This is a genomic window from Microlunatus phosphovorus NM-1 (assembly GCF_000270245.1).
GTDB lineage: Bacteria > Actinomycetota > Actinomycetes > Propionibacteriales > Propionibacteriaceae > Microlunatus > Microlunatus phosphovorus.
Map to the genome: position 1 here is coordinate 1,290,419 of NC_015635.1, position 23,774 is coordinate 1,314,192.

Below are 23,774 nucleotides of genomic sequence, written 5' to 3' on the forward strand. Positions count from 1 at the left end.
ACGTCGGAGCAGGTCCGTGGTCTGCGTCATCGCGTCCCCTGGGGTCAATGATCGTGCTAGCGGCCAATCATCGTTCAGCCGACAAGACACCACTTAACCGGTTCGGTGTCAATGCCTAACGCCCACTTAGTGACCACATCGTTGCGAGCCGAGCGAGAGAAGTGCTGCCGGAGGGGGTGTCAGAAGCACGGGAGAAGATGGGTGAATGCTGCTCGATCGCCTCGCCGAGACCTGGACCGCGGTGGCCGCCACCAGATCACGAAACGCCAAACGAGATCTGCTGGCTGCAACGCTCGCCGATGCCGGTCCCGATGACCTGGAGATCGCCGTCAGCTACCTCGGTGGAGCGCTGCGGCAACGTCGTACGGGGCTGGGCTGGCGTGGGCTGGCCGAGCTCCCGGAGCCAGCGGCGACACCGATCTTGACGTTGCTCGAGGTCGATGCGGCGTTCGAGCTGATGGCCGGGCTGTCCGGCCCCGGTTCGTCGACTCGGCGCACCGCGGTGGCGGCCGAGCTGTTCGGGCAGGCCACGGCACGGGAGCAGGCTTTCCTGCGTGGCCTGGTGCTCGGTGATCTGCGCCAAGGGGCGATGGACGCGCTGGTTCAGGAAGGCCTGGCGAAGGCGTACGCGGTCGATCCGGCGGTGCTGCGTCGGGCGGCGATGCTGCTGTCCTCGACCACCGAGGCCGCCCGGCTGCTGGTCCGGGAGGGCAGGGACGCGTTGGCTGCGGTCGGACCGACGGTCGGCACGGGTGTCCAGCCGATGCTTGCGGCCAGCGCTCCCGACCCGTCGTCGGCGCTGGCGAAAGTGGGCAGCCCGGCGTACGCGGACGTCAAGCTCGACGGCATCCGCGTCCAGGTGCACCGGCTCGGCGACGAGGTACGGATCTTCAGTCGTTCGCTGGACGACATCACCGAGCGGCTGCCCGAGGTGGTCGAAGCGGTACGGGAGTTGCCGGCCCGGGAGCTGGTGCTCGATGGTGAGGTGCTCGCGTTGCGACAGGACGGCAGGCCGGAGGCGTTCCAGCTGATCGCCGCCCAAGCAGCGACCCAGGCAGCGGTGACTCAGGTTGCAGCGGCCGACCAGAGTGCCCAGCTCGGCACCCAGGTGCCGGAAAGCCTGGCCTTGCGGGCCTTCTTCTTCGACCTGCTCTATCTCGACGGGCGGAGTCTGCTGGAGGCCCCGCTCCGTGACCGGATCGCCGAGCTCGAACGCCAACTGCCGGCCGAGCTGCGGGTGGAGCGGGCCCTGGTCGATACCGCCGACGAGCTGGCCGCGTTCTTCGACGCTGCCGTGGCCCGAGGGTTCGAAGGGGTGGTGGTGAAAGCACCCGACGCCGGGTACGCGGCCGGGCGCCGTCAGGCATCGTGGGTCAAGGTCAAGCCGCGGCACACCTTCGATCTGCTGGTGACCGGTGTCGAGTGGGGGTATGGCCGCCGCCAGGGCTGGCTGTCGAACATCCACCTGGCAGCCCGCGATGAGCGAACCGGGGAACCGGTGATGCTCGGTAAGACCTTCAAGGGGATGACCGACGAACTGCTGCGCTGGCAGACCGAGCACTTCTCCTCGATCGCCACCGAGCGTACGGACCATGTGGTCACGGTGGAGCCGACCACGGTGGTCGAGATCGCCTGCGACGGTTTGCAGGTCTCCACCCGCTATCCGGGTGGGGTGGCGCTGCGGTTCGCCCGAGTGCTGCGCTACCGGCCGGACAAGACCGCCGCCGAGGCGGACACGCTGGCCGATGTCAAGCGCCTGCTGGGGCCTCCGGTGGAGGCTCCGGACGAGACGAGCTGAGCTGGTCCAGCACCGTTGGCCGAGGCAGTCTCCGGGTGGGCAGCGGTCGCGCGGCAGCAGCCAACAGGCTCGGCCGGAGGAACGCGGTCGGCGGCGCCATCAGGTGGTAGACGTCGCTGAACGCCTTGGTGGCCCGCAGGTCTCCGGTCGCGGCCAGCTGTCCCAGCCGGCTGGTGAACGCGGCGCTCAGCTGTTGGCTGGCCGACGGCGTGGCGGGGCAGCTCGGATAGCGCAGATCGTTGCCGGTGGCGATCGACCACGGGAGTTCGGTCACGGCCAGCAGCTGGCGTTGCAGCCGGCGGTCGACCGGTCGTCCGGCAGACAGGGCGTCATGGAGCCGCTCGGCCTGCATCGCGGCCACAGTGATCCCTTGCCCGTAGATCGGATCCAGCGAACAGAGCGCGTCGCCGAGCACCAGCAGCCCGGCCGGCCAGTCGGCGTGGCGCCCCCAAGCAAAACGACGGTTGCTGGTCTGGCGATGCACGGTGATCTCACCGGCGGGCTCGAGCACGTGCAACAGATCAACGATCGCGGGATCGCGGAGTCCCGCGAAGAAGCCCCGGTAGCCCGCGAGATCTCGTGGTGGCCGGAAGTCGCCCATGCCGGCCGCGGAGATCATCCAGCGACCCTGCTCCACCGGGAGCGCCAGCCCGGAGGCTCCGTCGGGCAGTCGGCCGATGATCGCCAGTCCGGTCTGCAACGGTGGTTCGCCGCGAGCGACGTGGAGCTGGCCCGCATAGCCGACGCGAGCGTCGACCAGCTGGGCTTCTGGTTGACGCAACTGGGGCAGCCAGTGGCTCAGCCGCGAGCTGCGTCCCGACGCGTCGACCACCACGGGTGCGCTGACACTCACCTCGGGCCCGTCCGCGGAGTCGGCCAGCACCCGCCAGGCGCCTGGCACCGACTCGAGGCCGTGCACCCGGAGGCCGTCGCGGATCGTGATCCCGGGCAGCCGGCGGAGGAGATCGCGGGCCACCGCGTCCATCAGCGGTCGGGTCGCTGACACCACTTCCCAGCTGGGCTGGTCGTTGGAGAGCCAGCCGTGCTCACTCAGCCAAGGCATCCGGCCGGAGTCGAACGGCACCGCGTCGCGCGCGAGCAGTTCGGCCCGGAACCCGGGCAGCAGCCCGTCGATGGCTTGCAGGCCCCGATGCAAGAGGATGTGCGCCTGACGATCCTGGGGCACTCCGCGTCGATACTGGGCGCTGGTCGGCAACACGTCGCGTTCCAGCACCGTGACGCTCCAGCCGGTTCTGGCGAAGGCGGCTGCGGTGAGGATCCCGCCGAGCCCTGCACCGATCACGATCGCCTGCTGATCGGTGGCGCCAGCTCTGCCGGTCACCACCAGCCGAGCCGCTTCGTCCAGTGCAGCAAGATCCCGCACATGGTGCCCATCACTGCCAGCAGCAGGATCAGCCAGGTCCAGTGTGTCGAGTCGTTGACGATGACGTTCATGCCCATCACCGATGAGATGGCGGTCACCGGCAGCGTCACGGCGGCGATCACGGCCAGCCGCTCAGCGGCGATCGTCATCTTCGTATCGGTCCGCGCCCGGTAGAACTCGGTCACACCCATCAAGAATTCGAGCTGGCTGTGGCTGATACGTTCGACGCGTTCGTATTGACTTCGCAAGTCATGCAGGAAGCGCAACTCCTCCGGCGGTGCGAACTCGACGAGCTCGACGGCCCGTTGGAAGATCTCCCCGCCCTGAGACGCCATGGTGCGGATCGTCAGCAGTTCGTGCCGAGCCGTGAACAGCTCGTTCAGGAAGTCCTCGGGTGCGGTGTTCACCGCCGCCATCACCCGCTGCTCGAGACGCCCCACCTGCTCGGCGAGCTCGGCGATCTGGGCTGCCTCGTTGCGCACCATCGTCGACACGATGGCGTACGCGAGTGCGAACGGCGAAGCCGGCCGGAGCCTGCCGCTCTCCACTCGTTCGATGACGGAGTCCACCTCGCGCCGAGCGGCAGCCGGATCCACCGCCGGGTTGAGCGGACCGTGCACGCTCACCAGGAAACGCTGTCCGATGAACTGGTCCAACTCCAGGTAGTGGACGTGGCCCCGCTCGCCGATCTCGGGCGCATGCACGACCACGAAGAGGTGATCACTGTAGACATGGATCCGGGGCACGTGATTGCGCTCCCGGCAGGCGCGCACCGCCATCGGGTGGAACCCGAACTCCTCGCTCAGCAGTTGCTCGGCCGCGTCCGACCAGCTGGGGATGTCGACCCAGCAGAAGCCATCTGCCCGCCGGTGCAATGCAGGAAGCTCCGCCACCGTGCACCTGTTGACGCCCTCGCTGTCGAACCACCAGAGCTCGATCTCGCTCACGAGGCAAGTGTGCCGCACGCCTCCGACAGCGTTGTCGTCGCTCGCTGTTCGGCTGCGCTCCCTAGGACTCCGTCTTCCCGCGTCGCTCGCAAACGAAAAGGCGTTGTTTGCTCGCTCCTTGGTCCAGACGGAGCCCTCGCTGCGCCTCACGGCCGCTCGCGACGGGGGTCGCCACTCGCTGTTCGGCTGCGCTCCCTAGGACTCCGTCTTCCCGCGTCGCTCACAAACGAAAAGGCGTTGTTTGGTCGCTCCTTGGTCCAGAGGGAGCCCTCGCTCCGCCTCACGGCCGCTCGCGACGGGGGTCGTCGCTCGCTGTTCGGCTGCGCTCCCTAGGACTCCGTCTTCCCGCGTCACTGACAGAACGCGCCCCGACCAGCCCGTCGATACTCACCTGACACGATTCAGGGCCCGGGTCGTGGTTGATATATCACCCTCTTGGGGTTCAGGGAAAGGCCTTGGAGCGCAAGAAGACACGGACGGCGCCTGCCCGGATGGGGGCAGGCGCCGTACGGATTGCTAGGTCGAGACGATCAGGGCTTGATCAGACCAGGGGACTGGGCGACCGCGGTGGCGAACCGCTGCTGGGCATCGGCCCAGTTGACCACGTTCCACCAGGCCTTCACATAGTCGGCCTTGACGTTCTTGTACTGCAGGTAGAACGCGTGCTCCCACATGTCGAGCAGCACGATCGGGATCTGGCCCAACGGCAGGTTGGCCTGCTGATCGTAGAGCTGCACGATGTTCAGCCGCTGACCCAGTGAGTCCCAGACCAGCATGGACCAGCCGGAGCCCTGGATGGTGTTCGCGACGTTCTCGAAGTGTGCCCGGAACTTGTCGAAGCTGCCGAAGTACTCGTCGAGCGCGGCCGCCAGGTCACCAGTCGGCTTGTCGCCGCCATCCGGGGACATGTTGGGCCAGAACACGGAGTGGTTGATGTGACCACCCAGGTTGAAGGCGAGCGTCTTCTCCAAGCCACCGACGCTGCCGTACGCGTTGTTCTCCCGGGCCTCCGCGAGCTGCTCGAGCGCGGTGTTCAGACCCTTGACGTACGTCGCGTGGTGCTTGTCGTGGTGCAGCTCCATGATCTCGCCGGAGATGTGCGGCGCCAGTGCGCTGTAGTCGTAGGGCAGATCGGGAAGGACGTAGTCAGCCATAACACTCCTCGTTGTGGACCTTGTGGTGGATGTCGAATCGGTCTCCATCCTAGTCCGGGCCTCAGCTGGTGGCGTCGGCGGTCAATCTCAGATCTCCACTTCGCACCATTTCGTGTGGCCCAATCCCGACTTCGCACCAACTGCTGCGACTTCGCACCAGGCGTGCTTGATGCGCAGCGACAGCAGCCGGTGCGAAGTGAGGGATGGGCCGAGCGACCGTGTTCACTGGGACCATGAGCGAGTTCCCCGTCAACGGTCCAGGCGACAGCCCAGCAGCCTTGGAGCTGACCGGGCTGGTGAAACGGTTCGGAACCAAGGTCGCGGTCGACAATCTGCAGCTGAGGGTGCGCCCCGGCTGCCTGTTCGGGTTGGTCGGGCCCAACGGCGCCGGCAAGACCACCACCTTGTCGATGGCCACCGGCCTGCTGCGACCCGATGCCGGTCGAGCCGCGATCCTCGGTCATGACGTGTGGCAGGACCCGGCCAGGGCCAAGGCACTGATCGGGGTGCTGCCCGACGGGATGCGACTCTTCGATCGGCTGAGCGGTGCCGAGCTGCTCCGCTATGTGGGCCTGTTGCGGAGGGTGCCGGAGCGGGACATCGCGACCAGATCGACCGAGCTGCTGGCCGCCCTCGGGCTGAGCGATGATGCGAATACCCTGGTGGTGGAGTATTCAGCGGGCATGACCAAGAAGATCGGTTTGGCCTGTGCGCTGATCCACGCGCCTCGGCTGGTGATCTTGGACGAGCCGTTCGAGGCGGTCGACCCGGTGTCCGGCGAGCACATCCGGACAATCCTGCGCGGATACGTGGCATCGGGCGGCACCGTGGTGTTGTCCAGTCACGTGATGGAACTGGTCGAGAGTCTGTGCGACGAGCTCGCCGTGGTGGCACAGGGCAGAGTGCTGGCCGCCGGGACCCTGGATCAGGTCCGCGCCGGCAGCAGTCTGCAGCAGCGCTTCCTGGATCTGGTCGGCTACACCGCAGCAGGGGAGGGGGCGCTGGCATGGTTGCGATCCTCGTCAAGCTCAAGCTGACCCTGCTGCGCAACGCCCTGCGTCGCAGCGTCTGGCGGATCATCGGCCTGATCCTCGGGCTGCTCTATGCGCTCGCCATCGTGGTGTTCGTGGTCGCCGGTCTGGTGGCGCTGCGCTGGACCTCGGTCGAGCTGACCGCCGATGTCACGGTGCTCGCGTTCACGGCCCTGACCGCCGGCTGGCTGGCCTTGTCGCTGCTGGTCTTCGGCATCGACGAGACGCTCGATCCGTCCCGATTCGCGTTGCTGCCGGTCCGAGCGCGCGAGATCATGCCAGGGCTCTTGGTGTCCGGGCTGGTCGGCAGCACAGGTATCGCCACCGTGCTGGTCTCACTAGGTCTGCTCGCCAGCTGGTCGCGTGGCCTCGGACCGGTGCTCGCCACGGTGGCTGCGATCCCCATCGGGGTCGCGACCTGCTTCCTGCTTTCCCGCGCCGGGACCGCCGCCTTCGCCTCCGCGCTCAACTCGCGTCGCTTCCGTGACTTCGCCTTCGTCGGCATCGCGCTGATCGGGATGAGCATCGGCATCGTCGCGAACCTGGCCGGCAATCTCGCCGGAGGCCAGTTGGGTAATGCGCGCGCGATCTTGGCGCAGACGGCTGGCGTGGCCGGCTGGACACCGTTCGGCTGGATCTGGGCGGTGCCGGCCGATGCGGCTCGCGGTCAGTGGCTGCTTGCCGGCGTACGGTTGCTGCTGGCCTGTCTCTTGGTCGTCGGGTTATGGCTGGCCTGGGGTCATTATCTGGATCGACGGCTGACCGAGCCGCTGGAGTCGGCGCGAGGTGGTGGCCGGGTCCGCGCCGGAGGGCTGGTCGACCGGCTCTATCCAGCCTCGCCGGCAGGTGGTGTGGCTGCCCGGACGCTGCACTACTGGCGGCGCGATCCGCGCTATGTGGCTGGGATCGCGGGCTTTCTGATCGGTCCGGTGATCTTGATGGTGACCCAGGTGGTGAACCCGGAGGGGTTGCCACTGCTGATCGCCTTCGCGCCGGCTCTGTTGTGCTGGCTGATCGGGGCCAGCGTCGCCCAGGACCTCAGCTACGACGGCACCGCACTCTGGCTGCACGCTTCCAGTGGGCTGCGCGGGGCCGAGGACCGAATTGGCCGGCTGTGGTCGACCTGCACGGTGTTCCTGCCGATCCTGGTCGTGCTCACGGTGTTGGGGTTGGGGCTCTCCGGTGCCTGGCAGCTCTGGCTGCCGGTCGTCGCCGTCAGCATTCCGCTGATCCTGGTGAGCCTCGGAGTCGGTACCTTCGTCGGGACGTTGTGGCAGTGGCCGGCACCACCGCCGGGAGCGAATCCGTTCCAGAAGGGCAGCAGCGGTGGCTTTCCGGCATTGGCCTCCTTCAGCGTGACCGGCCTGGTCAGCTTGATCTTGTCGACGCCAACCATCGGTTTGGTGATCGCATCCTTCTGGACCGGCTGGCTGGCCTGGCTCGGTCTGGTGATCGGGCTGGCGATCGGAGCGATCACCGTGTGGCAGGGCGTGGTGCGAGGTGGTGCCCGGCTGGACCGGCGATGGCCGGAGGTGCTGGCGGCGATCTCGGAGCGCTGAGTCGCCGCCGGGCTCAGTCGCGGGGACGTACATCGAGCACCCGGAACCCCTTGGCGCTGGCCAGCCGGGCGCAGTCATAGCCCGCACTGATCAGCCAGCCGGCCAGGGTGTCGGCACCCAGGTTCTTGCCGACGACCAGGTAGGCGACACCCTCCGGCGTGAGCCGCGCCAGCCAGGTCTGGAGCAGTTCGTGCAGGGCCTGCTTGCCGATCCGGATCGGCGGGTTGGACCAGATCTGGTCGTAGGTCGCGTCCTCGGCGATCTGGTCGGGGCGCAGGGCCCGGATGCGCCCGCCGGCGCCGAGCCGGTCCGCGTTGTCGCGGCACAGAGCCAGCGCCCGTTCGTTGACGTCGACAGCGTCGATCCGTGCACCCGGGGTCGCCAGCGCGAGGCCGAGCGCGATCGATCCCCAACCGCAGCCGAGATCCAGGACGCGTGGACTGCCGAGCGGCGGCGGCACCTCGCGCAACAGCACCGCGGTGCCCTTGTCCAGTCCGTCGCCGGCGAACACGCCACTGGCCGTCTCGACCGTCACCGTGCGCCCGAACAACTCGACACTCACCGTACGCCGGCGCTCCGGGCCGGTCGGGGCGCCGCTGAAGTAGTGCTCATTCACGGGTGCGGTGTCTCCAGTCTCGCGGACGCGGTCGCCTGGCTCGGATCGGGCAGCGTGCGGAGGGTACGCGCCTCGCTGACCCGGGCGGCCAGCTGGTCGTCCGGTGGATAGCCGACTTCCTCCAAGGTGAGTCCCCGGGCGGGCAGCACCGGGACCACGCTGCTCCGGGTGGCGGCGGCCATCCGGGTGAGTAGCCAGTCGGCGGTGCGCCGGCCGGAGCCGACCTCGACCAGCCCGCCGACCAGGCAACGCACCATCGAGTGGCAGAAGGCGTCGGCGCGGACCGTCACCTCGACCAGCCCACCGGCCTCAGTGGTGCGGACCGCGCCGAGCTCGAGCAGGGTGCGGACGGTGGTCGCCCCCTCTCGTCGCTTGCAGAAGGCGCCGAAGTCTCGCAGGCCGAGCAAGGCTGGGGCCACGGCGTTGAGCCGGGGCAGGTCCAGCTGACCGCGTAGGGGAGTGACCATGGTGCGCGACAGCGGATCGGGCACTGTCGCGGCGTCCGCGATCCGATAGCAGTAGCGTCGCCAGATCGCCGCGAACCGTGCGTCGAACCCCTCCGGCGCAACCCGCAGACCGGTCACCGCCAGGTCTTCGGGCAGCGCCCGTCGGAGTCGGCCGAGCAACCGCTCGGGATCTGGGACCAACGCGGCAGGCAGATCGAGATGGACGACCTGGCCGCGAGCATGGACGCCTGCGTCGGTGCGGCCGGCGCACACCACCTTCGGCGGCTCCGGCAGGGACAGGACCCGCCCCAGCCAGAGCTCGAGCTCGCCTTGTACGGTCCGGCGGCCCCGCTGCTCGGCCCAGCCGGAGAACGCCGTACCGTCATAGCGGACATCCAGCCGCCATCGCATTGTCCGGGGCGCCGCCGAACTCACGACCGCGGAGCGCGGAGCGCGACCATCGGACTCGACCATCTAGCACGCCCGCCGATAGTGCAGGTCGCGCACTGTCCGGCCGGCATCGAGGCCACGCTGCTCGAACCTGGTCAGCGGCCGGTCCGCGAGCCGCTCCGCCCAACCGTCCGGGGCGCCGGCGGCGCTCTCGAAGGCAGGGTGTGGATCGAGCACTGCGCGGATCTGATCGGCATAGTCGGCCCAGTCGGTGGCCAACCGCCAGCTGCCCCCGGATTTCAGGCCGGTGGCGACGAGATCGGCGAAGGCGGTGTCAACCAGGCGCCGCTTGTGGTGCCGGGCCTTCGGCCACGGATCGGGGAAGAAGGTCCAGAGCTCGGTGATGCTGCTCGGACCGAGGAGCTGGGTGAGTCCGGCGACGGCATCGGCCTGCACCAGCCGTACGTTGCCGATCTGCTCCTCGTGCAGCCGGCTCACCGTCCGAGCGATCCCGGGCAGGTAGACCTCGAAGGCCAACACATTTGCGTCGGCACGCGCGGCCGCCATCGCGACCAGGGATTCGCCGGTTCCGGAACCGATCTCGACGATCAGCGGGGCCGTACGGCCGAAGGCTCCGGCGAGGTCGAGCCGATGGCCGGTGGCAACCGACGTGCTGCTGGCGCGACGCGGCACCTCGATCACGTACGCGTGTCGCAACCGTTCCCAGGCCCGCAACTGTTGGGGTCGCATTCGGGTGCTGCGCCGGACGAAGGAGACGACCTCGCGCCGGACCCGCGGCTCGGTGGCGGGGTGGGTCGACTCGGGCACGGCGGTAACCCTACTTGCGGTGACTTATGGATGATGAAATCCCCAACATCGGGGATCTTGTCCTCCATGACGTGTCAGATGCCCACTCGCCGGGCCTGGATCAGCTGGTGATGTCCTTGGTGGTGAAGCGGGCCCAGGCCAGCAGCCAGAACACGAGCGCGTAGGCACCGAAGGTCAGCAGACCACGCTGGAGATCGGCGGTGGCGATCGGGTCGCGCAGCAGACCGCCGAAGGCGGTCCACCACGTGGTCAGCAGCCAGGGATGCAACCAGGACAGCTGATCGACCGACCCGCAGATGAGCATCATCAGGTTCACCAGGACGACCGCGACGGTGGCGCCGATCGGCTGCTCGGTGAGGGTCGAGACGAACAGGCCAAGGGCGCCCAGGGCAGCCAGGCCGCAGCCGAGGTAGCCACAGGTCAGCAGCAGTCTTCCCAGGGCCTCGGCGAAGCCGACGGTGGTGCCGGAGAACAAGATCATGTCGCCACCGCCGAACAGGGCCAGCCCCAGCACGCTGCCCACCAAGGCGATCAGCGCAATCGCCGCGAAGCCGAAGATCACAATCGCCGCGTACTTGACGGCCAGCAGCCGGGTCCGCCCCGCCGGCACCGTGAGCAGATAGCGCAGCGTGCCGATGTTCGCTTCGCCGGCCACCGCATCGCCGGCGATGGTCGCCACCGCAAGCGGCAGGAACAGCGGCAGCTGGACAGTGAGCGCGGCGAAGGCGACGAACAGCCCGTTCCCGACGATCGAGGACACGAAGTCGGGTCCGCCGCCTCCGCCACCCGAGGTCTTCACCGCGATGGCCAGGATCACGGGCACGGCGGCCAGCACCCCCAGGCCGGCGATGTTGCGCCGGCGGTGGAAGATCAGCCCGAGTTCGGAGGTCAAGAATCGGAGCGGCAGCCAGCGTGCGGTGCCGGAGTCGCGGACGGGTTCCTCGGTGTCGGGATGGTCGAGGGAGTCTCGAAGCTCAACCACTGATCTCGAACCCCTCACCGGTGAGTCCGACGAAGACGTCCTCCAGGCTCGGCTCGACGATCTCGAACCCGAGGACCGGTACGTCGGCGGCGACCAGGGCCGGGACCACGGCGGCCAGCGCTACCTCGCGGAGACTGGCAGTCACCGTCGCGACCTCGGTGTCGGTGCTCGCATCGACGGCGGGACCGACGCCGCTGGCGATGGCCGGTTCACCGGTGCCGAGGCAGCTCAGCACCGCGGCCGCGTCCGGTGCGGCACCGCTTGTGGTCCGCAGACGCACCGCGGGCTCCGTGCCGGCGCGCAGCTCGGTCAGTGGCTGCTGGGTGACCAGCCGACCCTCGTACATGACTCCCACGTGGCTGCACATCTGCTCGACCTCACTGAGCAGGTGGCTGGACACCAGCACAGTGGTGCCATCGGCGGCGAGGTCGGTGACCAGATGCCGAACCTCTCGGGTGCCCTGCGGGTCGAGGCCGTTGGTCGGCTCATCGAGCACCAGCAGGTCGCGCGGTACCAGCAGCGCACTGGCGATAGCGAGCCGCTGTCGCATGCCGAGCGAGTACGCGCGGTAGCGCTTGCGGGCGGCGTTCAGCAATCCGACTCGATCGAGGGCAGTGTCGACCCGGCGGGCGCTGGTGTGAGGGTCGGCGTACGGGTCGGCCGCTTCGAGGCGGTTCAGATTCGCTCGGCCGGACAGATAGGGGTGGAACGCCGGGCCCTCGACCAGGGCGCCGACCCGGCGGAGAACCGATACGTCGAGGCGCCTTCCGGCTCCGGCCATCGGCGCGCCGAGCAGATCGACCTCACCCGCCGACGGACCGATGAGGCCGAGCAGCATCCGGATCGTGGTGGTCTTCCCAGAGCCGTTGGGACCGAGGAACCCGTACACCGATCCGGCGGGCACCACCAAGTCGACCTCGTTCACGGCAACTTGGTGGCCGAATCGCTTGGTCAGCCTCCGCGTCACCACTGGCGCCGAGTTGTCAGGGTCGGTGGTTGCTCCGCCGACCACCGCGTCTGACAACTCGAGTGTCATCCGAGGGCGGCGTAGAGCAACTCAGGAGCCACTGCGCCGACCGCGACCCTGCCGTCGTCGGTGATCACCAAGGAGAATGCCTTCCCGGCCAGCAGACGCCCCGAGCCCCACGAGCCGGAGACCTTCGGTAGCTGGTTGAGATAGGCCTGCAGTTCGGCTTGACCCTGGTCGCGGCCGCGGGTTCGATCGCTCGGAGCGCTGTCCGCGGACTGCCGCTCGTCGGGCAGCTTCGCCACCACGACACTGGTCCAGCCTTCGCCGACCACGGCGGGCCTCGTCTCGTCGGAGGACTCTCCGTCCTTGCCGGTGCCCAACTTGTGAGTCCCGTCCTTCTTCTGGCTCTGCGGGGTGAGCTCGGTGACCTTGGCGCCCTTCGGCGGGGAGAACTCGAAGGTCGAAACAGGTGGCGTGCTGAAGTCGACCTCGCTGAAGCCGATCTCGGCCACCGGGGCAGTGGCGGCACCGGCGTACACCTGCACTCGGGTGGCGACGTGCTCAGCACCATCCACGGCAATCCGGACGCTGCTGATCAGGGAACGCGAGTCCTTGGGCTTGAGCACCAGCTCGTAGGCCGCCCGGCCCGCGACCTTCGTGTCGGTCGCGACGCTCACGTCGGTGCTGCTGCCGACCGCCGTCAGGATGCGCTGGGCGGCTTCCTGCGGAGTCTTCGGGGCATCGGTCGGGAGGTCTTCCGGATCCGATGATTCGTCGTGCTTGTCGACCGTGGTGTGGGTGGCTGCGTTCTCCTTGCTGGACCAGGTCCAGACGTCGGTACCGTGCCGGATCACCGAGGACTCGGAGAGTTCGCCGAGCAACGACACCTTCGCCGAGTCCGGCGCCGCGTACGCGACACGCAACGTATGGCTGCCCGAGATGAGAGAGGAGAAGTCCGATCCGTGCTCGCTCACCCCGGGTAGCGCCGGGATACCGAGGTCGGCGGACTGCTCGACCGTGCCGGAGAAACCGTCGACCTGTGCCTGTTGGAGATCGACCAGCAGTTGCTCGGCGCTACGCGGCGGCAGCTTTTCGTCGGCCGATGCGTTTCCAGCGACCAGGACGGTCGCGATGACGGTGAAGAGGGCAGCCAGCGGTACGAGCCAGCGCAGCCACGGACGAGTGGGCATGGGGTCATTGTTGCTCGCCGATCCAACCGGCGCATCAGACCGTGGTCCTACGATGGTTCACCAATAGCTGTCTCGCCCCCGTACGTCGGTGAGGGTCTTGTCCTTGATCGCGTCCCACAGTTTCGCCACACCCTTGGGTGCCAGCACGTCGCGCTGGGCATCGGTGTGCTCGGCACTTTGGTGGTCGAGGTAGGAGGCGTACCACTCCGTGGAGTCCTCTCGGGTGTCATGGATCCTCAGGCCGCCATCGGACAGGTGATCGAAGCCCAGATTGACCACTTCGCTGGTGGTCCATCCGGTGTAGGGGTTGGTGCCCCACAACTCGATCGACAGACTGCCGGGGAGCTTCTCCAAGGGCGTCGTGAGCAGCGTCGAGCCCGCCCAGGTGTTGATGCTGTCGGTACGCGCCCAGAACTGCACGGCGTTCAGATCGGGAGCTGACCAACGGCCGATGCTGGTGTAGGTTCCACCGGTTCGACCGAGCCGGAGCCCACCTGGACCCAGCGGATTGACCGCTCCCGTGCTGCCGCGCTTGTCGGCCAGGCCGAGCAGACTGAGGTACTTGCTGGTCAGCTCGGCTGCGAACGGTGCCGGGTCGGCCTGCAGCTTCAGCCAGGCGCGCTTCAGCGTGAGGTACTGACCCGCGATGTCGGCATCGCTGAAGTGGGACTTGTTCTTGTTGAAGGCGCCCGAGTCCTCGACCCGCTCCGATCCGACCTGAAGTCTCACACCTTCGACGAAGGCATCCATCGGCTTGTTCGCCAAGGTCTTGAACGCCGTCTGCGCGTGGCTTGCGGAGTAGTTGTCCCGGACGGCGGCGGTTCCCTCGTCCAGGAAGGCCGTCAGCTTGCTGACGCTCGATTTGAGCGCAGCCTCGGCGAGGATGTCGCCGCCCTCCAGCCCAGCAAGGGTGACGAACGCCTTCAGGTAGCTGTCGTGTAGGAAGAAGACCTCCGCAATGGCGTGATCCACGACTCCGCCGAAGCCGAGCGCGACCATGGCGATCGCCGTCTCCAGGATGCCTGCGTCGATGTGCGGGGTATCGGCTTCGGCGTTGGCTTGCCAGGCGCCGAGCCGGACGAGTTTCACGTCCTTGATCCCGTCGAGGAAGACCAGGATCTGGTCCTCCATGCCCTTGCGGTCCGTCGGGTCATTCGCGTCGAGTTTGGGCTGATCCGTCGGTTGGTCCTTGGGTGACTTGCGTTGGACGGTCGTACGTCGGCCGGCTTCGACCAACTGAGTGACCGCTCGATTGCCGGCGCTTCGTTGCAGACCCAGGAGCAGGTCGCGGCGGGTGCGGTCATCGTTCGCCCGGGCCCGACTGTCCGCAGGGGCCGAAGGGATCGGCGGTCTCTCCGCACGCCGATGGGGAGTGGATCCGTCGGCCGTCTTGTGGGTCGCTGCCATCGCCGCCTCCGCCTTCGTGCCGGCCCTGCGCCATCGTGACGACCTGTCCCGCGCCTTTCTCAGCTACGCGGGTAGTCCCGCCGCCGTCGCCGGCAGGCGGGTAAAAGGATGCCCTCCCTATGGAAAGTACTCCGCAAAGAGAGCGTCTGGGGGTCTGTCAGTGGAAAGTTGATCGAACTATGCAAGCGTCTTGCGTCGTCACCGACCCGGGTCGGGCTCTGTTGTTCGGAGGGCAGCGGATCACACGTATTGCGACCTGGGCCTGGCTCGGTGACTTGGGCCGCGGCGGCGAGCGTCGTTCTCCGACCGCGGCTCGAACGGAGTGGCGGCCCCAGCCGGCTGGCCGCACTGTCAGTGAGTGCTGCCAGGATGCGCGCTATGCAGATCCTGGTGGGTGAGGACGGGGTTGCGCGCTGCTCGTGGGGCGCGTCGGCACCGGATTATGTGGCGTACCACGACACCGAGTGGGGATTCGGGGTGACCGATGACCATCGGCTGTTCGAGAAGGTGTGCCTGGAGGGATTCCAGTCAGGTCTGTCCTGGTTGACGATCCTGCGCAAACGGGACAACTTCCGGGCGGCCTTCGCCGGGTTCGACCCGGTCGCGGTGGCCGCGTTCGACGAATCTGATGTCGAGCGGCTGCTGGGCGACGCAGGCATTGTTCGCCACGGCGGCAAGATCCGCTCGACGATCAACAACGCTCAGCGAGCCCTCGACCTGATCGCCGAGCACGGCTCACTGGCGCGCTACCTCTGGACGTACGCGGACTTGGCCGACACGCCACCCGACTCGGTCGAGGCGCACACCAAGACCTCCCGGCAGCTCTCCAAGCTGCTCAAGAAGGCCGGCTGGTCATTCGTCGGGCCGACGACCATCTATGCGTTCATGCAGGCGATGGGGCTGGTCAACGATCACTTCGTGGGTTGTGATGCCCGGGACCCAGCCCAAACCTCCCGCGTCGCTGCCGCCGCCTCCGTCCTCGGCCCTTGACTGCGGTAGGTGCGCCGAGCGAGCGTTAGCGAGCGAGCTCCCTCGCGAGCGGCCGCGCAGCGGAGCGCCCGGATCTGTCTGGACTGACGAGGAGCAAACGACGCTTTTCCGTTTGCGATCGAGGAGGGAAGACAGATCCAATCGGCGCGCAGCGGAGCAGCGAGGGAGGACTAGCACGTATCGGTCTTGTGACGGTATCCAGTCTGGCACTCCCACCCTCTTGTCTGCCAAGCATGATGATGAGGACGATGGAGGTACTCGGGTTCCCCCGAGCACGCAGGTCCTCGTCAGCTGGGTGTGCATGAGGAGGTCATCATGGATGGTTTCCGGTCCTCGATCGAGGTGGCGCCGTTACAGTCGAAGGGCGCCCTCTACGGGTTCCTGCTGTTGGGACGCTGGCCCCAGGACACGGTGGAGTGGGCCAAATTCCTGGTGCTCGCGGTACGGATGGCGGCAGTGCCAGGTCTACTGCCGATGAGCACGGTCTTCCGTGTCCGTGAAGAGGTGCCCGAACGGCCGCAGCCCGGTGCGGTCGGCCTGGTCGTGGCCGAGGGCTCCTTGCTGGGCGACCACCCGCTCACTCCCGGCCAGTTCGCCGATCCGCAGCCACCCGGCCTGGTGGTGTTGCACCCGCCGTCGAGCACCTTTTCCTCGGTACCGGAGTACGAGGTGGCGTCCGGCTGCCTCTTCCTGCCCGGGTTGCCGCATCTGGGCCTGGAGCATCGGGCGGCCTGGGTGGAGGCGGATGTGGAGGGCAACGTCACCCAGTTGGTCAACAAGGTGGGCGTGGACCCGCAGGTCAACGCCGACACCGCCGCCCTTGCGATGCTGCTCGCCGCTGCGTGATTCGTGCGCCCTGTTGGGCCCTCACCCGCTGCTCCGCTGTCCCTCTCTCCCTCTTCGACTTCGCACCATTTAGTGCGACTGCGCACCACGTCTACCTGGTGCGCAGTCGCATCAAATGGTGCGAAGTGGGATTGGGCCCCGAGTGAAGTGGGATTGGGCCCCGAGTGAAGTCGGGATTGGGCTGGATCCGCTCGCCAACCGTGAAAACGGGATGAACTGAGGCGGTCTGCCCGTCTACAGTTCCTCCACATGGGGCACGTGGATCTGAGTGGGGTGTCCTATTCGCTTCCCGATGGCCGGGTGCTGCTGGATGAGATCTCTTTCCGGGTCGGCGACGGCGCGGTGGTGGCGCTGGTCGGACCGAACGGCGCCGGCAAGACCACCCTGCTGAAGATCATTGCCGGGGATCTGAGCCCATCCGAAGGGACCATCTCACGCAGCGGCGGACTCGGGGTGATGCGGCAGTTCATCGGCAGCATCCGCGACACGACCTCGGTACGCGACCTGCTCTTCGCGCTGAGTCCGCCACGGCTGCGCGATGCGGTGGCGACCGTCGACCGGCTCGAGCTGGAACTGATGACCGACGACACCGAACCGGTGCAGTTGGCGTACGCGCAAGCACTGGCCGACTACGCCGACGCCGGTGGATACGTGGCCGAGGTCACCTTCGACGCCTGCTGCGTCGCAGCACTGGGCATCTCGTACGAACGCTGCAAGTGGCGTGAGCTGTCGACGCTGTCGGGCGGGGAACAGAAGCGCCTCGCGCTGGAGGCGCTGCTGCGGGGACCGGACGAGGTGCTGCTGCTCGATGAGCCGGACAACTACCTCGACGTCCCCGGCAAGCGCTGGCTGGAGGAGCAGCTGCGGGCCACGCCCAAGACCGTGCTGCTGGTCAGCCACGACCGCGAACTGCTCGCCGAGGCCGCGACCGCCATCGCTTCGCTGGAACTGGGCGCGGCCGGCAACACCTTGTGGGTGCACGGTGGTGGTTTCGCCACCTTCGGGGCAGCCCGTGAGGAACGGTTCGCGCGCTTCGCCGAGCTGCGGCGCCGCTGGGACGAGCAGCACGAGAAGCTGAAGACGCTGGTCCAAACCCTGAAGATCAAAGCCGCCTACAACGACGGGATGGCCGGTCGCTATCAGGCGGCTTGCACCCGGCTGGCGAAGTTCGAGGAGGCTGGGCCGCCGCAGGAGGTGCCACGCGAACAGCAGGTGTCGATGCGACTGCGTGGTGGCCGCACCGGCAAGCGGGCCATCGTGGTCGATCGGCTCGAGTTGACCGGGCTGATGCGGCCGTTCGACGCCGAGATCTGGTTCGGGGACCGGGTCGCGGTGCTGGGCTCCAACGGCTCGGGCAAGTCGCACTTCCTCCGACTGCTGGCCCGCGGTGGTTCGGACCCCGACATCGAGCATCGGCCGGTTGAATCCCTCGACATCGCCGAGGTGGCTCACACCGGGTCGGCCAAGCTCGGCGCTCGCGTACGGCCTGGGTGGTTCGCGCAGACCCATCACCATCCCGAGCTGATGGGCCGGACCCTGCTGGAGATCCTGCACCGCGGTGACGAGCACCGCGCCGGCATGGGCCGTGAGGAGGCCGCTCGCAAGTTGGATCGCTACGAGCTGGCTCAGGCCGCCGAGCAGCGATTCGACCAGCTGTCCGGCGGTCAGCAGGCGCGGATGCAGATCCTGCTCCTGGAGCTGTCGGGGGCGACACTGCTGCTGCTCGACGAGCCGACCGACAACCTCGACATCTCCTCGGCCGAGGCGTTGGAGCATGGATTGTCGAGATTCGAGGGCACCGTGGTGGCGGTCACCCACGACCGCTGGTTCGCCCGCTCCTTCGACCGGTTCCTGGTCTTCGGTGCCGACGGCAGTGTGTACGAGGCCGACGAGCCGGTCTGGGACGAAGGCCGGGTACAGCGCGTCCGCTGAGCCAGGTTCGGCTCAGCGCTCCGACATGGGGATGAAGTCGCGGGTGCGCTCGCCGGTGTAGATCTGCTTCGGCCGGGCGATCTTCTGCTCCTTGTCCTGCACCAGCTCCGACCACTGGGCCAGCCAGCCAGGAGTGCGGCCGATGGCGAACAGCACGGTGAACATCTCCGGCGGGAACTCCAGCGCCTCGTAGATCAGGCCGGAGTAGAAGTCGACGTTGGGATAGAGCTTGCGCTTGACGAAGTACTCGTCCTCCAGCGCGATCTTCTCCAGCTCCTGGGCGATCTTCAGCAGCGGATTGACCCCGGTGACCTCGAAGACGTCGTCGCAGGCCTTCTTGATGATCTTCGCGCGCGGGTCGTAGTTCTTGTAGACCCGATGCCCGAAGCCCATCAGCTTCTCTTTGCCTGCCTTCACACCGTCGATGAAGTCCGGGATATTGTCGGTGGTCTTGATCCGGTTGAGCATCCGGAGCACCGCCTCGTTGGCGCCACCGTGCAGCGGTCCGTACAAGGCGCCCACGCCGGCGGCGACCGCCGAATACGGATCGACCTGGGAGGAGCCGACCGAGCGGACCGCATTGGTCGAGCAGTTCTGCTCATGGTCGGCATGCAGGATGAACAGCACCTCCAGCGCCTGCACCAGCCGTGGGTCGGCCTGGTAGGTCGGCTCGCTCATCCGGAACAGCATCGCCAAGAAGTTCTCGGTGTAGGACAGCCGGTTGTCGGGGTAGACGTACGGCTTGCCCTGCTGGTGCCGGAAGACGAAGGCGCCGAGCGTCGGGATCTTCGCGATCAGCCGGGTGATCTGGGCCTGCCGGACCTCCGGGTCGGAGATGTCGCCGGCCTCGGGATAGAAGGTCGACAGCGCGCTGACCGAGGCCATCAGCATGACCATCGGATGTGCGTCGTAGCGGAATCCCTCGATGAACTGCTTGCAGTTCTCGTGCAGGAAGGTGTGGTACGTCACGTCGTGGACCCATTCATCCAGCTGGGTCTGGGTGGGCAGTTCGCCGTGCAGCAGCAGGTACGCGACCTCGAGGAAGGTGGAGTGCTCGGCCAACTGCTCGATGGGATAGCCGCGATACTCCAAGATCCCCTTGTCGCCGTCGATGTAGGTGATGGAACTGCGGCAGGATGAGGTGTTCACGAAGCCCGGGTCGTAGGTCGCGATACCGGGGTCGTCCTCGTCGCCGGTCTTGATCTGCTTCAGATCGGCCGCGCGAATGGTCCCGTCCGTGATCGCGAGCTCGTAGTCGCGGCCGGTCCGGTTATCGCGGATGCTGAGCGTCTCCGTCATGTGCGTAACCTACGCGGCCGTAGACTCGTGCTGCCAGTCGGGCTGACGTGCTGGGGACGATTTTGACCCAGCTGATCCGGGCGAGTAATCTTGATCGCTGTTGTGCCTACGCATGCCCGCGGTCGAAGCTGCGGCGGGATTCGGGTACGCATCAAGGTTTCGCACACTCAATGGAAGCTGGTCAACGACCGTGTCTACGTACAGCCCGAAGCCGGGTGACATCACCCGTGACTGGATCGTCATCGACGCCGACGACGTCGTTCTCGGTCGTCTGGCGACCACCGCGGCGACCCTGCTGCGGGGCAAGCACAAGCCGACCTTCGCGCCGCACGTGGACGGCGGAGATTTCGTCGTGATCGTGAACGCCTCCAAGATCGCCCTCTCGGGCAACAAGCGGAGCACCAAGCAGGCCTACCGGCACTCCGGGCGTCCGGGCGGTCTGAAGTCGGTCAGCTACGGCGAACTGCTCGACTCCGACCCGCGCAAGGCCGTTGAGCTTGCGGTGTGGGGGATGTTGCCGAAGAACAAGTTGAGCCGCAAGCTCATCAAGAAGCTGAAGGTGTACTCCGGCCCGGAGCACCCGCATACTGCCCAGCAGCCCAAGCCGTACGCGATCACCCAGATCGCTCAGTGAGCTGTTCGAGCCCCGACAAGCCGTTTAGCTCAGTGACCCGTTGAACCAGCAAGGAATCGCATCAGTGTCTGACACCGTGACCGAGATCGAGGACGAGATCGCCCCGTTCACCGAGGGCGACCGCGAGATCGCCTACCGCTCCGAGGCCGTCGCTCAGGTCGGCCCCGGCGCGACCGGCCGCCCGGCCGTCGTTGCCCCAGCAGGCGCCACCGGCCGCCGCAAGGAGGCCGTCGCCCGCGTTCGGATCGTCCCTGGCAGCGGCCAGTGGAGCATCAACGGGCGCACCCTCGACGACTACTTCCCGAACAAGGTGCACCAGCAGATCGTCTCCGAGCCGTTCACCACGGCTGCCGTGCCCGGCTCGTACGACGTGATCGCCCGCATCCACGGCGGCGGTGTCACCGGCCAGGCAGGTGCGCTCCGGCTCGGGGTCGCTCGGGCACTGAACGCGGTCGATGCCGAGGCCAGCCGCCCGGCGCTCAAGAAGGCCGGCATGCTGACTCGCGACGCTCGGATCAAGGAGCGGAAGAAGGCAGGCCTGAAGAAGGCCCGCAAGGCTCCGCAGTACAGCAAGCGCTGACCGGCGCGGCACCCCGATGGGTCGATTGTTCGGCACTGACGGCGTCCGGGGGGTCGCCAACGAAGCTCTTACTCCTGAACTGACGCTGGACTTGGCGCTGGCGGCGGCTCGGGTGCTGTCCGAGACCGGTGAATTCGCCGGTCATAAGCCGTTCGCGGTGGTGGGCCGGGATCCCCGTGCCTCGGGGGAGTTCCTCGAGGCTGCGGTGGTGGCCGGCCTGGCCAGCGCGGGCGTCGATGTGATCCGGCTCGGCGTGGTGCCGACGCCGGGTGTTGCCTATCTGACCGGCTCGACCGGCGCAGACTTCGGCGTGATGCTGTCGGCGAGCCACAACCCGATGCCGGACAACGGGATCAAGTTCTTCGCCCGGGGCGGCACCAAGCTGGATGACGCCCTCGAGGATGCGATCGAGGCGCGACTGGGCGAGCGTTGGGCCCGACCGCTGGGCGCGGATGTCGGCCGGGTCAGTGAGGATCTCTCCCTCGCCGAGGCGTACATTGCGCACCTGGTCGGCAGCCTTGACCATCCGGTCAGCCTGGAAGGCATCACCGTCGTGGTCGACTGCGCCAACGGCGCCGCCTACCAGACCGCGCCGGCAGCCTTCGAGTCCCAGGGTGCCACGGTCATCCGGATCCATGCCGAGCCGGATGGCACCAACATCAACCTCAACTCCGGCTCCACCCACATGGATGGACTGCGCTCGGCCGTGATCAAGCACGGCGCCGACCTGGGCATCGCCCTGGACGGGGACGCCGACCGCTGCCTGGCCGTGGATGCGTCCGGGCGGACGGTCGACGGCGATCAGGTGCTCTCCATCCTGGCGCAGGGCTTGAAGGAGTCGGGTCGGCTGCCGGGCGACACCGTGGTTGCGACCGTGATGAGCAATCTCGGCTTCGTTCGGGCGATGGAGGCAGCCGGGATCGGCGTCGAGCAGACCAAGGTCGGCGACCGCTACGTCTTGGAGTCGATGCGCGCCAATGGGTTCACCCTCGGTGGCGAGCAGTCCGGGCATGTGGTGCTGCTGGACTACGCCACGACCGGCGACGGCGTGCTGACGGCGCTGCACCTGATGAGCCGGATGGCCGAGACCGGCAAGTCGCTGGCCGAGCTGGCCTCGGTCATGGTGCGGTTGCCACAGGTGCTGGTCAACGTCCCTGGTGTGGACAAGGCTCGTGCTGACACCGATCCGGAACTGGCTGCTGCGGTTCGCTCGGCTGAGGAGGAACTCGGCCGCTCGGGGCGGGTGTTGTTGCGCTCGTCCGGCACCGAACCTCTGGTCAGAGTCATGGTGGAGGCCGAGACCCTGGATCACGCAGAGGGTGTGGCACAGCGGCTGGCTGCGGTCGTACGGGAGCGTTTAGCTCTCTGAGCGGCACGTTCGGGGCCGAGCGGTGCTTCGGGTTGCGTTGGAGCTGACAAATGCGTCGGGGCCAGTCGCTCGGGAAAGCGACCGGCCCCGTGACACGTGCTGCGATGGCGAGTCCCCCGAACGCTCGGCAGCCGCACCCCCAGGAGAATCCACGCAACCCCGGTTGCCGACCGGATGCGACCCTGCCCCCATCGCTGAGTCGCATCCGGACGTTGTGAATCCTCACGTTGCGCGAGTCTCGTCCCGCATCGAATCGGTCGGCTGCGCAACCTCTGGCCGGCCTCGGGTGAACGATCTCGATGGACTAGAGGACAGGTCCGATGTCCTGATACAGCTGATCGAAAGTTTTTCTAGACCTTGCGGATCCGGACCCATTCGACGCGGTGATCCGACCCCTTGCGCAGGATCGTGGTGGCCCGCCCGCGGGTGGGCAGGATGTTGGCCGCCAGGTTGGGTCCGTTGATGGTGTCCCACAGCGACTCGGCGCGGGCCACCGCCTGGTCGATGGTGAGATCGGCGAACCGGGCGAAATAGGAGCGTGGGTCGCGGAAGGCCGTCTCCCGCAGTGACAGGAAGCGGGTCACGTACCAGCTGCGAATGTCCACCGGGTCGGCGTCGACGTAGACCGAGAAGTCGAAGAAGTCGCTGACCGCCAGCCCGGTGGTCCCGTCGGCGCGCACCCGGGCCGGCTGCAACACATTCAGCCCTTCGACGATGAGGATGTCCGGCCGACGGACGATGACCCGCTCACCAGGGACAATGTCGTATACGAGATGGCTGTAGACCGGTGCCGACACCTCCTCGGCCCCGGACTTGATGTCCATCACGAAGCGCAGCAGCGCACGCCGGTCGTAGGACTCGGGGAAGCCCTTGCGGTGCATCAGGCCCCGCCGTTCGAGCTCGGCGTTGGGATACAGGAAGCCGTCGGTGGTCACCAGCTCGACCTTCGGATGACCCGGCCGGCCAGTGCCCGAGTGCCACCCGACATCCGGCGACGCGGCGAGCAGCTCACGCAGCAGTCGGGCAGTGGTGGACTTGCCGACCGCGACGGAGCCGGCCACGCCGATCACGAATGGGGTACGGGTCGAGGACAGCTGGAGGAAGGCGTCGGTGGCCGCGTGCAGCTCACCGGTGTGCCGGACGTAGCGATGGAGCAGCCCGGTCAGCGGCAGGTACACCTCGCGTACATCGGTCAGGCTGGTCGGGTCGCTGAGGCCGCGCAGTCGCTCCAGGGTCGCGCCGTCCAGGGTCATCGGGGCGGTCGCGGCAAGCTCGGCCCAATCGGCCCGACGCCGCTCGATGTACGGTCCGCCGACCTGGCCATTTGCCACCGCGTCAGGGTAGCGGCTGCTTCCCCCGACCCCCTGCAACGACCAATCGTCGGGGCCGGGCATGTCGCGTCGGGGGTGTCGGACCGGCATC

21 protein-coding genes are annotated in these 23,774 nt (G+C 67.5%); 9 read left to right on the forward strand and 12 right to left on the reverse strand.

Translation table 11 applies throughout. The annotated features are described in order from the left end of the window. Window positions 1-205 precede the first annotated feature (205 nt). Window positions 206-1,798: an ATP-dependent DNA ligase gene (locus MLP_RS05750; protein WP_013862076.1), complete on the forward strand. Its 1,593-nt coding sequence runs from the start codon at window positions 206-208 to the stop codon at window positions 1,796-1,798. Here the strand turns inward: MLP_RS05750 and MLP_RS05755 are convergent. The 3 genes from MLP_RS05755 to MLP_RS05765 all read right to left on the reverse strand — a co-directional run bounded on the left by MLP_RS05755 (window position 1,749) and on the right by MLP_RS05765 (window position 5,283). Continuing rightward, window positions 1,749-3,182 carry an NAD(P)/FAD-dependent oxidoreductase gene (locus MLP_RS05755; RefSeq protein ID WP_013862077.1) on the reverse strand — a complete coding sequence of 478 codons (1,434 nt, stop codon included), beginning with the start codon at window positions 3,180-3,182 and terminating at the stop codon, window positions 1,749-1,751. The genes MLP_RS05750 and MLP_RS05755 overlap by 50 nt on opposite strands. Next, complete coding sequence (locus tag MLP_RS05760; protein ID WP_013862078.1) at window positions 3,137-4,129, reverse strand: magnesium transporter CorA family protein; 993 nt, start codon at window positions 4,127-4,129, stop codon at window positions 3,137-3,139. The genes MLP_RS05755 and MLP_RS05760 overlap by 46 nt, the downstream gene beginning before the upstream one ends. 530 nt (window positions 4,130-4,659) lie before the next feature. Then, window positions 4,660-5,283 carry a superoxide dismutase gene (locus MLP_RS05765; RefSeq protein WP_013862079.1) on the reverse strand — a complete coding sequence of 208 codons (624 nt, stop codon included), beginning with the start codon at window positions 5,281-5,283 and terminating at the stop codon, window positions 4,660-4,662. Window positions 5,284-5,516: 233 nt separating this feature from the next. On the opposite strand from MLP_RS05765, the gene MLP_RS05770 reads away from it, so the two are divergent. After that, window positions 5,517-6,320: an ABC transporter ATP-binding protein gene (locus MLP_RS05770; protein WP_041791385.1), complete on the forward strand. Its 804-nt coding sequence runs from the start codon at window positions 5,517-5,519 to the stop codon at window positions 6,318-6,320. Further along, the gene (locus MLP_RS05775; RefSeq protein ID WP_013862081.1) at window positions 6,290-7,873 is read left to right on the forward strand and encodes a hypothetical protein; all 1,584 of its coding nucleotides are present in this window, start codon (window positions 6,290-6,292) and stop codon (window positions 7,871-7,873) included. Before MLP_RS05770 ends, MLP_RS05775 begins: the two co-directional genes overlap by 31 nt. Before the next feature lie 13 nt (window positions 7,874-7,886). Here MLP_RS05775 and MLP_RS05780 read toward each other — a convergent pair whose 3' ends face one another. From MLP_RS05780 to MLP_RS05810, 7 genes are all read right to left on the reverse strand, one after another. Continuing rightward, window positions 7,887-8,489, reverse strand: a complete 603-nt coding sequence (locus MLP_RS05780) for a class I SAM-dependent methyltransferase (RefSeq protein WP_013862082.1) — start codon at window positions 8,487-8,489, stop codon at window positions 7,887-7,889. Beyond that, the gene (truA, locus tag MLP_RS05785) at window positions 8,486-9,346 is read right to left on the reverse strand and encodes a tRNA pseudouridine(38-40) synthase TruA (protein ID WP_013862083.1); all 861 of its coding nucleotides are present in this window, start codon (window positions 9,344-9,346) and stop codon (window positions 8,486-8,488) included. Before truA ends, MLP_RS05780 begins: the two co-directional genes overlap by 4 nt. 63 nt (window positions 9,347-9,409) lie before the next feature. Beyond that, complete coding sequence (gene trmB, locus MLP_RS05790; protein WP_013862084.1) at window positions 9,410-10,153, reverse strand: tRNA (guanosine(46)-N7)-methyltransferase TrmB; 744 nt, start codon at window positions 10,151-10,153, stop codon at window positions 9,410-9,412. A 100-nt stretch (window positions 10,154-10,253) separates the two neighbouring features. Continuing rightward, complete coding sequence (locus tag MLP_RS05795; protein WP_013862085.1) at window positions 10,254-11,135, reverse strand: ABC transporter permease; 882 nt, start codon at window positions 11,133-11,135, stop codon at window positions 10,254-10,256. After that, window positions 11,128-12,171 (reverse strand): ABC transporter ATP-binding protein, encoded by a 1,044-nt coding sequence (locus MLP_RS05800; protein ID WP_013862086.1) that lies wholly within the window; start codon window positions 12,169-12,171, stop codon window positions 11,128-11,130. The genes MLP_RS05795 and MLP_RS05800 overlap by 8 nt, the downstream gene beginning before the upstream one ends. Then, on the reverse strand, window positions 12,168-13,295 hold the full coding sequence (locus MLP_RS05805; protein ID WP_013862087.1) for a LolA family protein: 1,128 nt from the start codon (window positions 13,293-13,295) through the stop codon (window positions 12,168-12,170). Before MLP_RS05805 ends, MLP_RS05800 begins: the two co-directional genes overlap by 4 nt. A gap of 57 nt (window positions 13,296-13,352) precedes the next feature. Continuing rightward, the gene (locus MLP_RS05810) at window positions 13,353-14,702 is read right to left on the reverse strand and encodes a hypothetical protein (RefSeq protein ID WP_013862088.1); all 1,350 of its coding nucleotides are present in this window, start codon (window positions 14,700-14,702) and stop codon (window positions 13,353-13,355) included. 378 nt (window positions 14,703-15,080) lie between these two features. Between MLP_RS05810 and MLP_RS05815 the strand changes: the two genes are divergently transcribed. From MLP_RS05815 to MLP_RS05825, 3 genes are all read left to right on the forward strand, one after another. Next, a complete protein-coding gene (locus tag MLP_RS05815; protein WP_013862089.1) occupies window positions 15,081-15,692 on the forward strand; it encodes a DNA-3-methyladenine glycosylase I in 612 nt (203 codons plus the stop codon). A 315-nt stretch (window positions 15,693-16,007) separates the two neighbouring features. Next, a complete protein-coding gene (locus MLP_RS05820) occupies window positions 16,008-16,538 on the forward strand; it encodes a hypothetical protein (RefSeq protein ID WP_013862090.1) in 531 nt (176 codons plus the stop codon). Window positions 16,539-16,787: 249 nt separating this feature from the next. Continuing rightward, entirely contained in the window at window positions 16,788-18,470 is a 1,683-nt protein-coding gene (locus MLP_RS05825; RefSeq protein WP_013862091.1) for an ABC-F family ATP-binding cassette domain-containing protein, read from the forward strand. Window positions 18,471-18,482: 12 nt separating this feature from the next. On the opposite strand, the gene MLP_RS05830 is transcribed toward MLP_RS05825, so the two are convergent. Then, on the reverse strand, window positions 18,483-19,769 hold the full coding sequence (locus MLP_RS05830) for a citrate synthase (protein WP_013862092.1): 1,287 nt from the start codon (window positions 19,767-19,769) through the stop codon (window positions 18,483-18,485). A 190-nt stretch (window positions 19,770-19,959) separates the two neighbouring features. On the opposite strand from MLP_RS05830, the gene rplM reads away from it, so the two are divergent. From rplM to glmM, 3 genes are all read left to right on the forward strand, one after another. Then, complete coding sequence (rplM, locus tag MLP_RS05835) at window positions 19,960-20,403, forward strand: 50S ribosomal protein L13 (RefSeq protein WP_013862093.1); 444 nt, start codon at window positions 19,960-19,962, stop codon at window positions 20,401-20,403. 64 nt (window positions 20,404-20,467) lie between these two features. Then, window positions 20,468-20,983, forward strand: coding sequence for a 30S ribosomal protein S9 (gene rpsI, locus MLP_RS05840; protein WP_013862094.1), 516 nt, complete (start codon window positions 20,468-20,470; stop codon window positions 20,981-20,983). A 16-nt stretch (window positions 20,984-20,999) separates the two neighbouring features. Continuing rightward, window positions 21,000-22,352, forward strand: coding sequence for a phosphoglucosamine mutase (glmM, locus tag MLP_RS05845; RefSeq protein WP_013862095.1), 1,353 nt, complete (start codon window positions 21,000-21,002; stop codon window positions 22,350-22,352). Between the two features lie 350 nt (window positions 22,353-22,702). Here glmM and coaA read toward each other — a convergent pair whose 3' ends face one another. Next, entirely contained in the window at window positions 22,703-23,683 is a 981-nt protein-coding gene (gene coaA, locus MLP_RS05850; RefSeq protein WP_013862096.1) for a type I pantothenate kinase, read from the reverse strand. Window positions 23,684-23,774 lie beyond the last annotated feature (91 nt).

Coding starts and splice junctions, on each gene's coding strand:
- MLP_RS05750 (WP_013862076.1), top strand. CDS start 206: ATGCTGCTCGATCGCCTCGCCGAGACCTGGACCGCGGTGGCCGCCACC.
- MLP_RS05765 (WP_013862079.1), bottom strand. CDS start 5,283: ATGGCTGACTACGTCCTTCCCGATCTGCCCTACGACTACAGCGCACTG.
- MLP_RS05770 (WP_041791385.1), top strand. CDS start 5,517: ATGAGCGAGTTCCCCGTCAACGGTCCAGGCGACAGCCCAGCAGCCTTG.
- MLP_RS05775 (WP_013862081.1), top strand. CDS start 6,290: ATGGTTGCGATCCTCGTCAAGCTCAAGCTGACCCTGCTGCGCAACGCC.
- truA (WP_013862083.1), bottom strand. CDS start 9,346: ATGCGATGGCGGCTGGATGTCCGCTATGACGGTACGGCGTTCTCCGGC.
- MLP_RS05800 (WP_013862086.1), bottom strand. CDS start 12,171: ATGACACTCGAGTTGTCAGACGCGGTGGTCGGCGGAGCAACCACCGAC.
- MLP_RS05805 (WP_013862087.1), bottom strand. CDS start 13,295: ATGCCCACTCGTCCGTGGCTGCGCTGGCTCGTACCGCTGGCTGCCCTC.
- MLP_RS05810 (WP_013862088.1), bottom strand. CDS start 14,702: ATGGCAGCGACCCACAAGACGGCCGACGGATCCACTCCCCATCGGCGT.
- MLP_RS05815 (WP_013862089.1), top strand. CDS start 15,081: ATGCAGATCCTGGTGGGTGAGGACGGGGTTGCGCGCTGCTCGTGGGGC.
- MLP_RS05820 (WP_013862090.1), top strand. CDS start 16,008: ATGGATGGTTTCCGGTCCTCGATCGAGGTGGCGCCGTTACAGTCGAAG.
- MLP_RS05825 (WP_013862091.1), top strand. CDS start 16,788: ATGGGGCACGTGGATCTGAGTGGGGTGTCCTATTCGCTTCCCGATGGC.
- MLP_RS05830 (WP_013862092.1), bottom strand. CDS start 19,769: ATGACGGAGACGCTCAGCATCCGCGATAACCGGACCGGCCGCGACTAC.
- glmM (WP_013862095.1), top strand. CDS start 21,000: ATGGGTCGATTGTTCGGCACTGACGGCGTCCGGGGGGTCGCCAACGAA.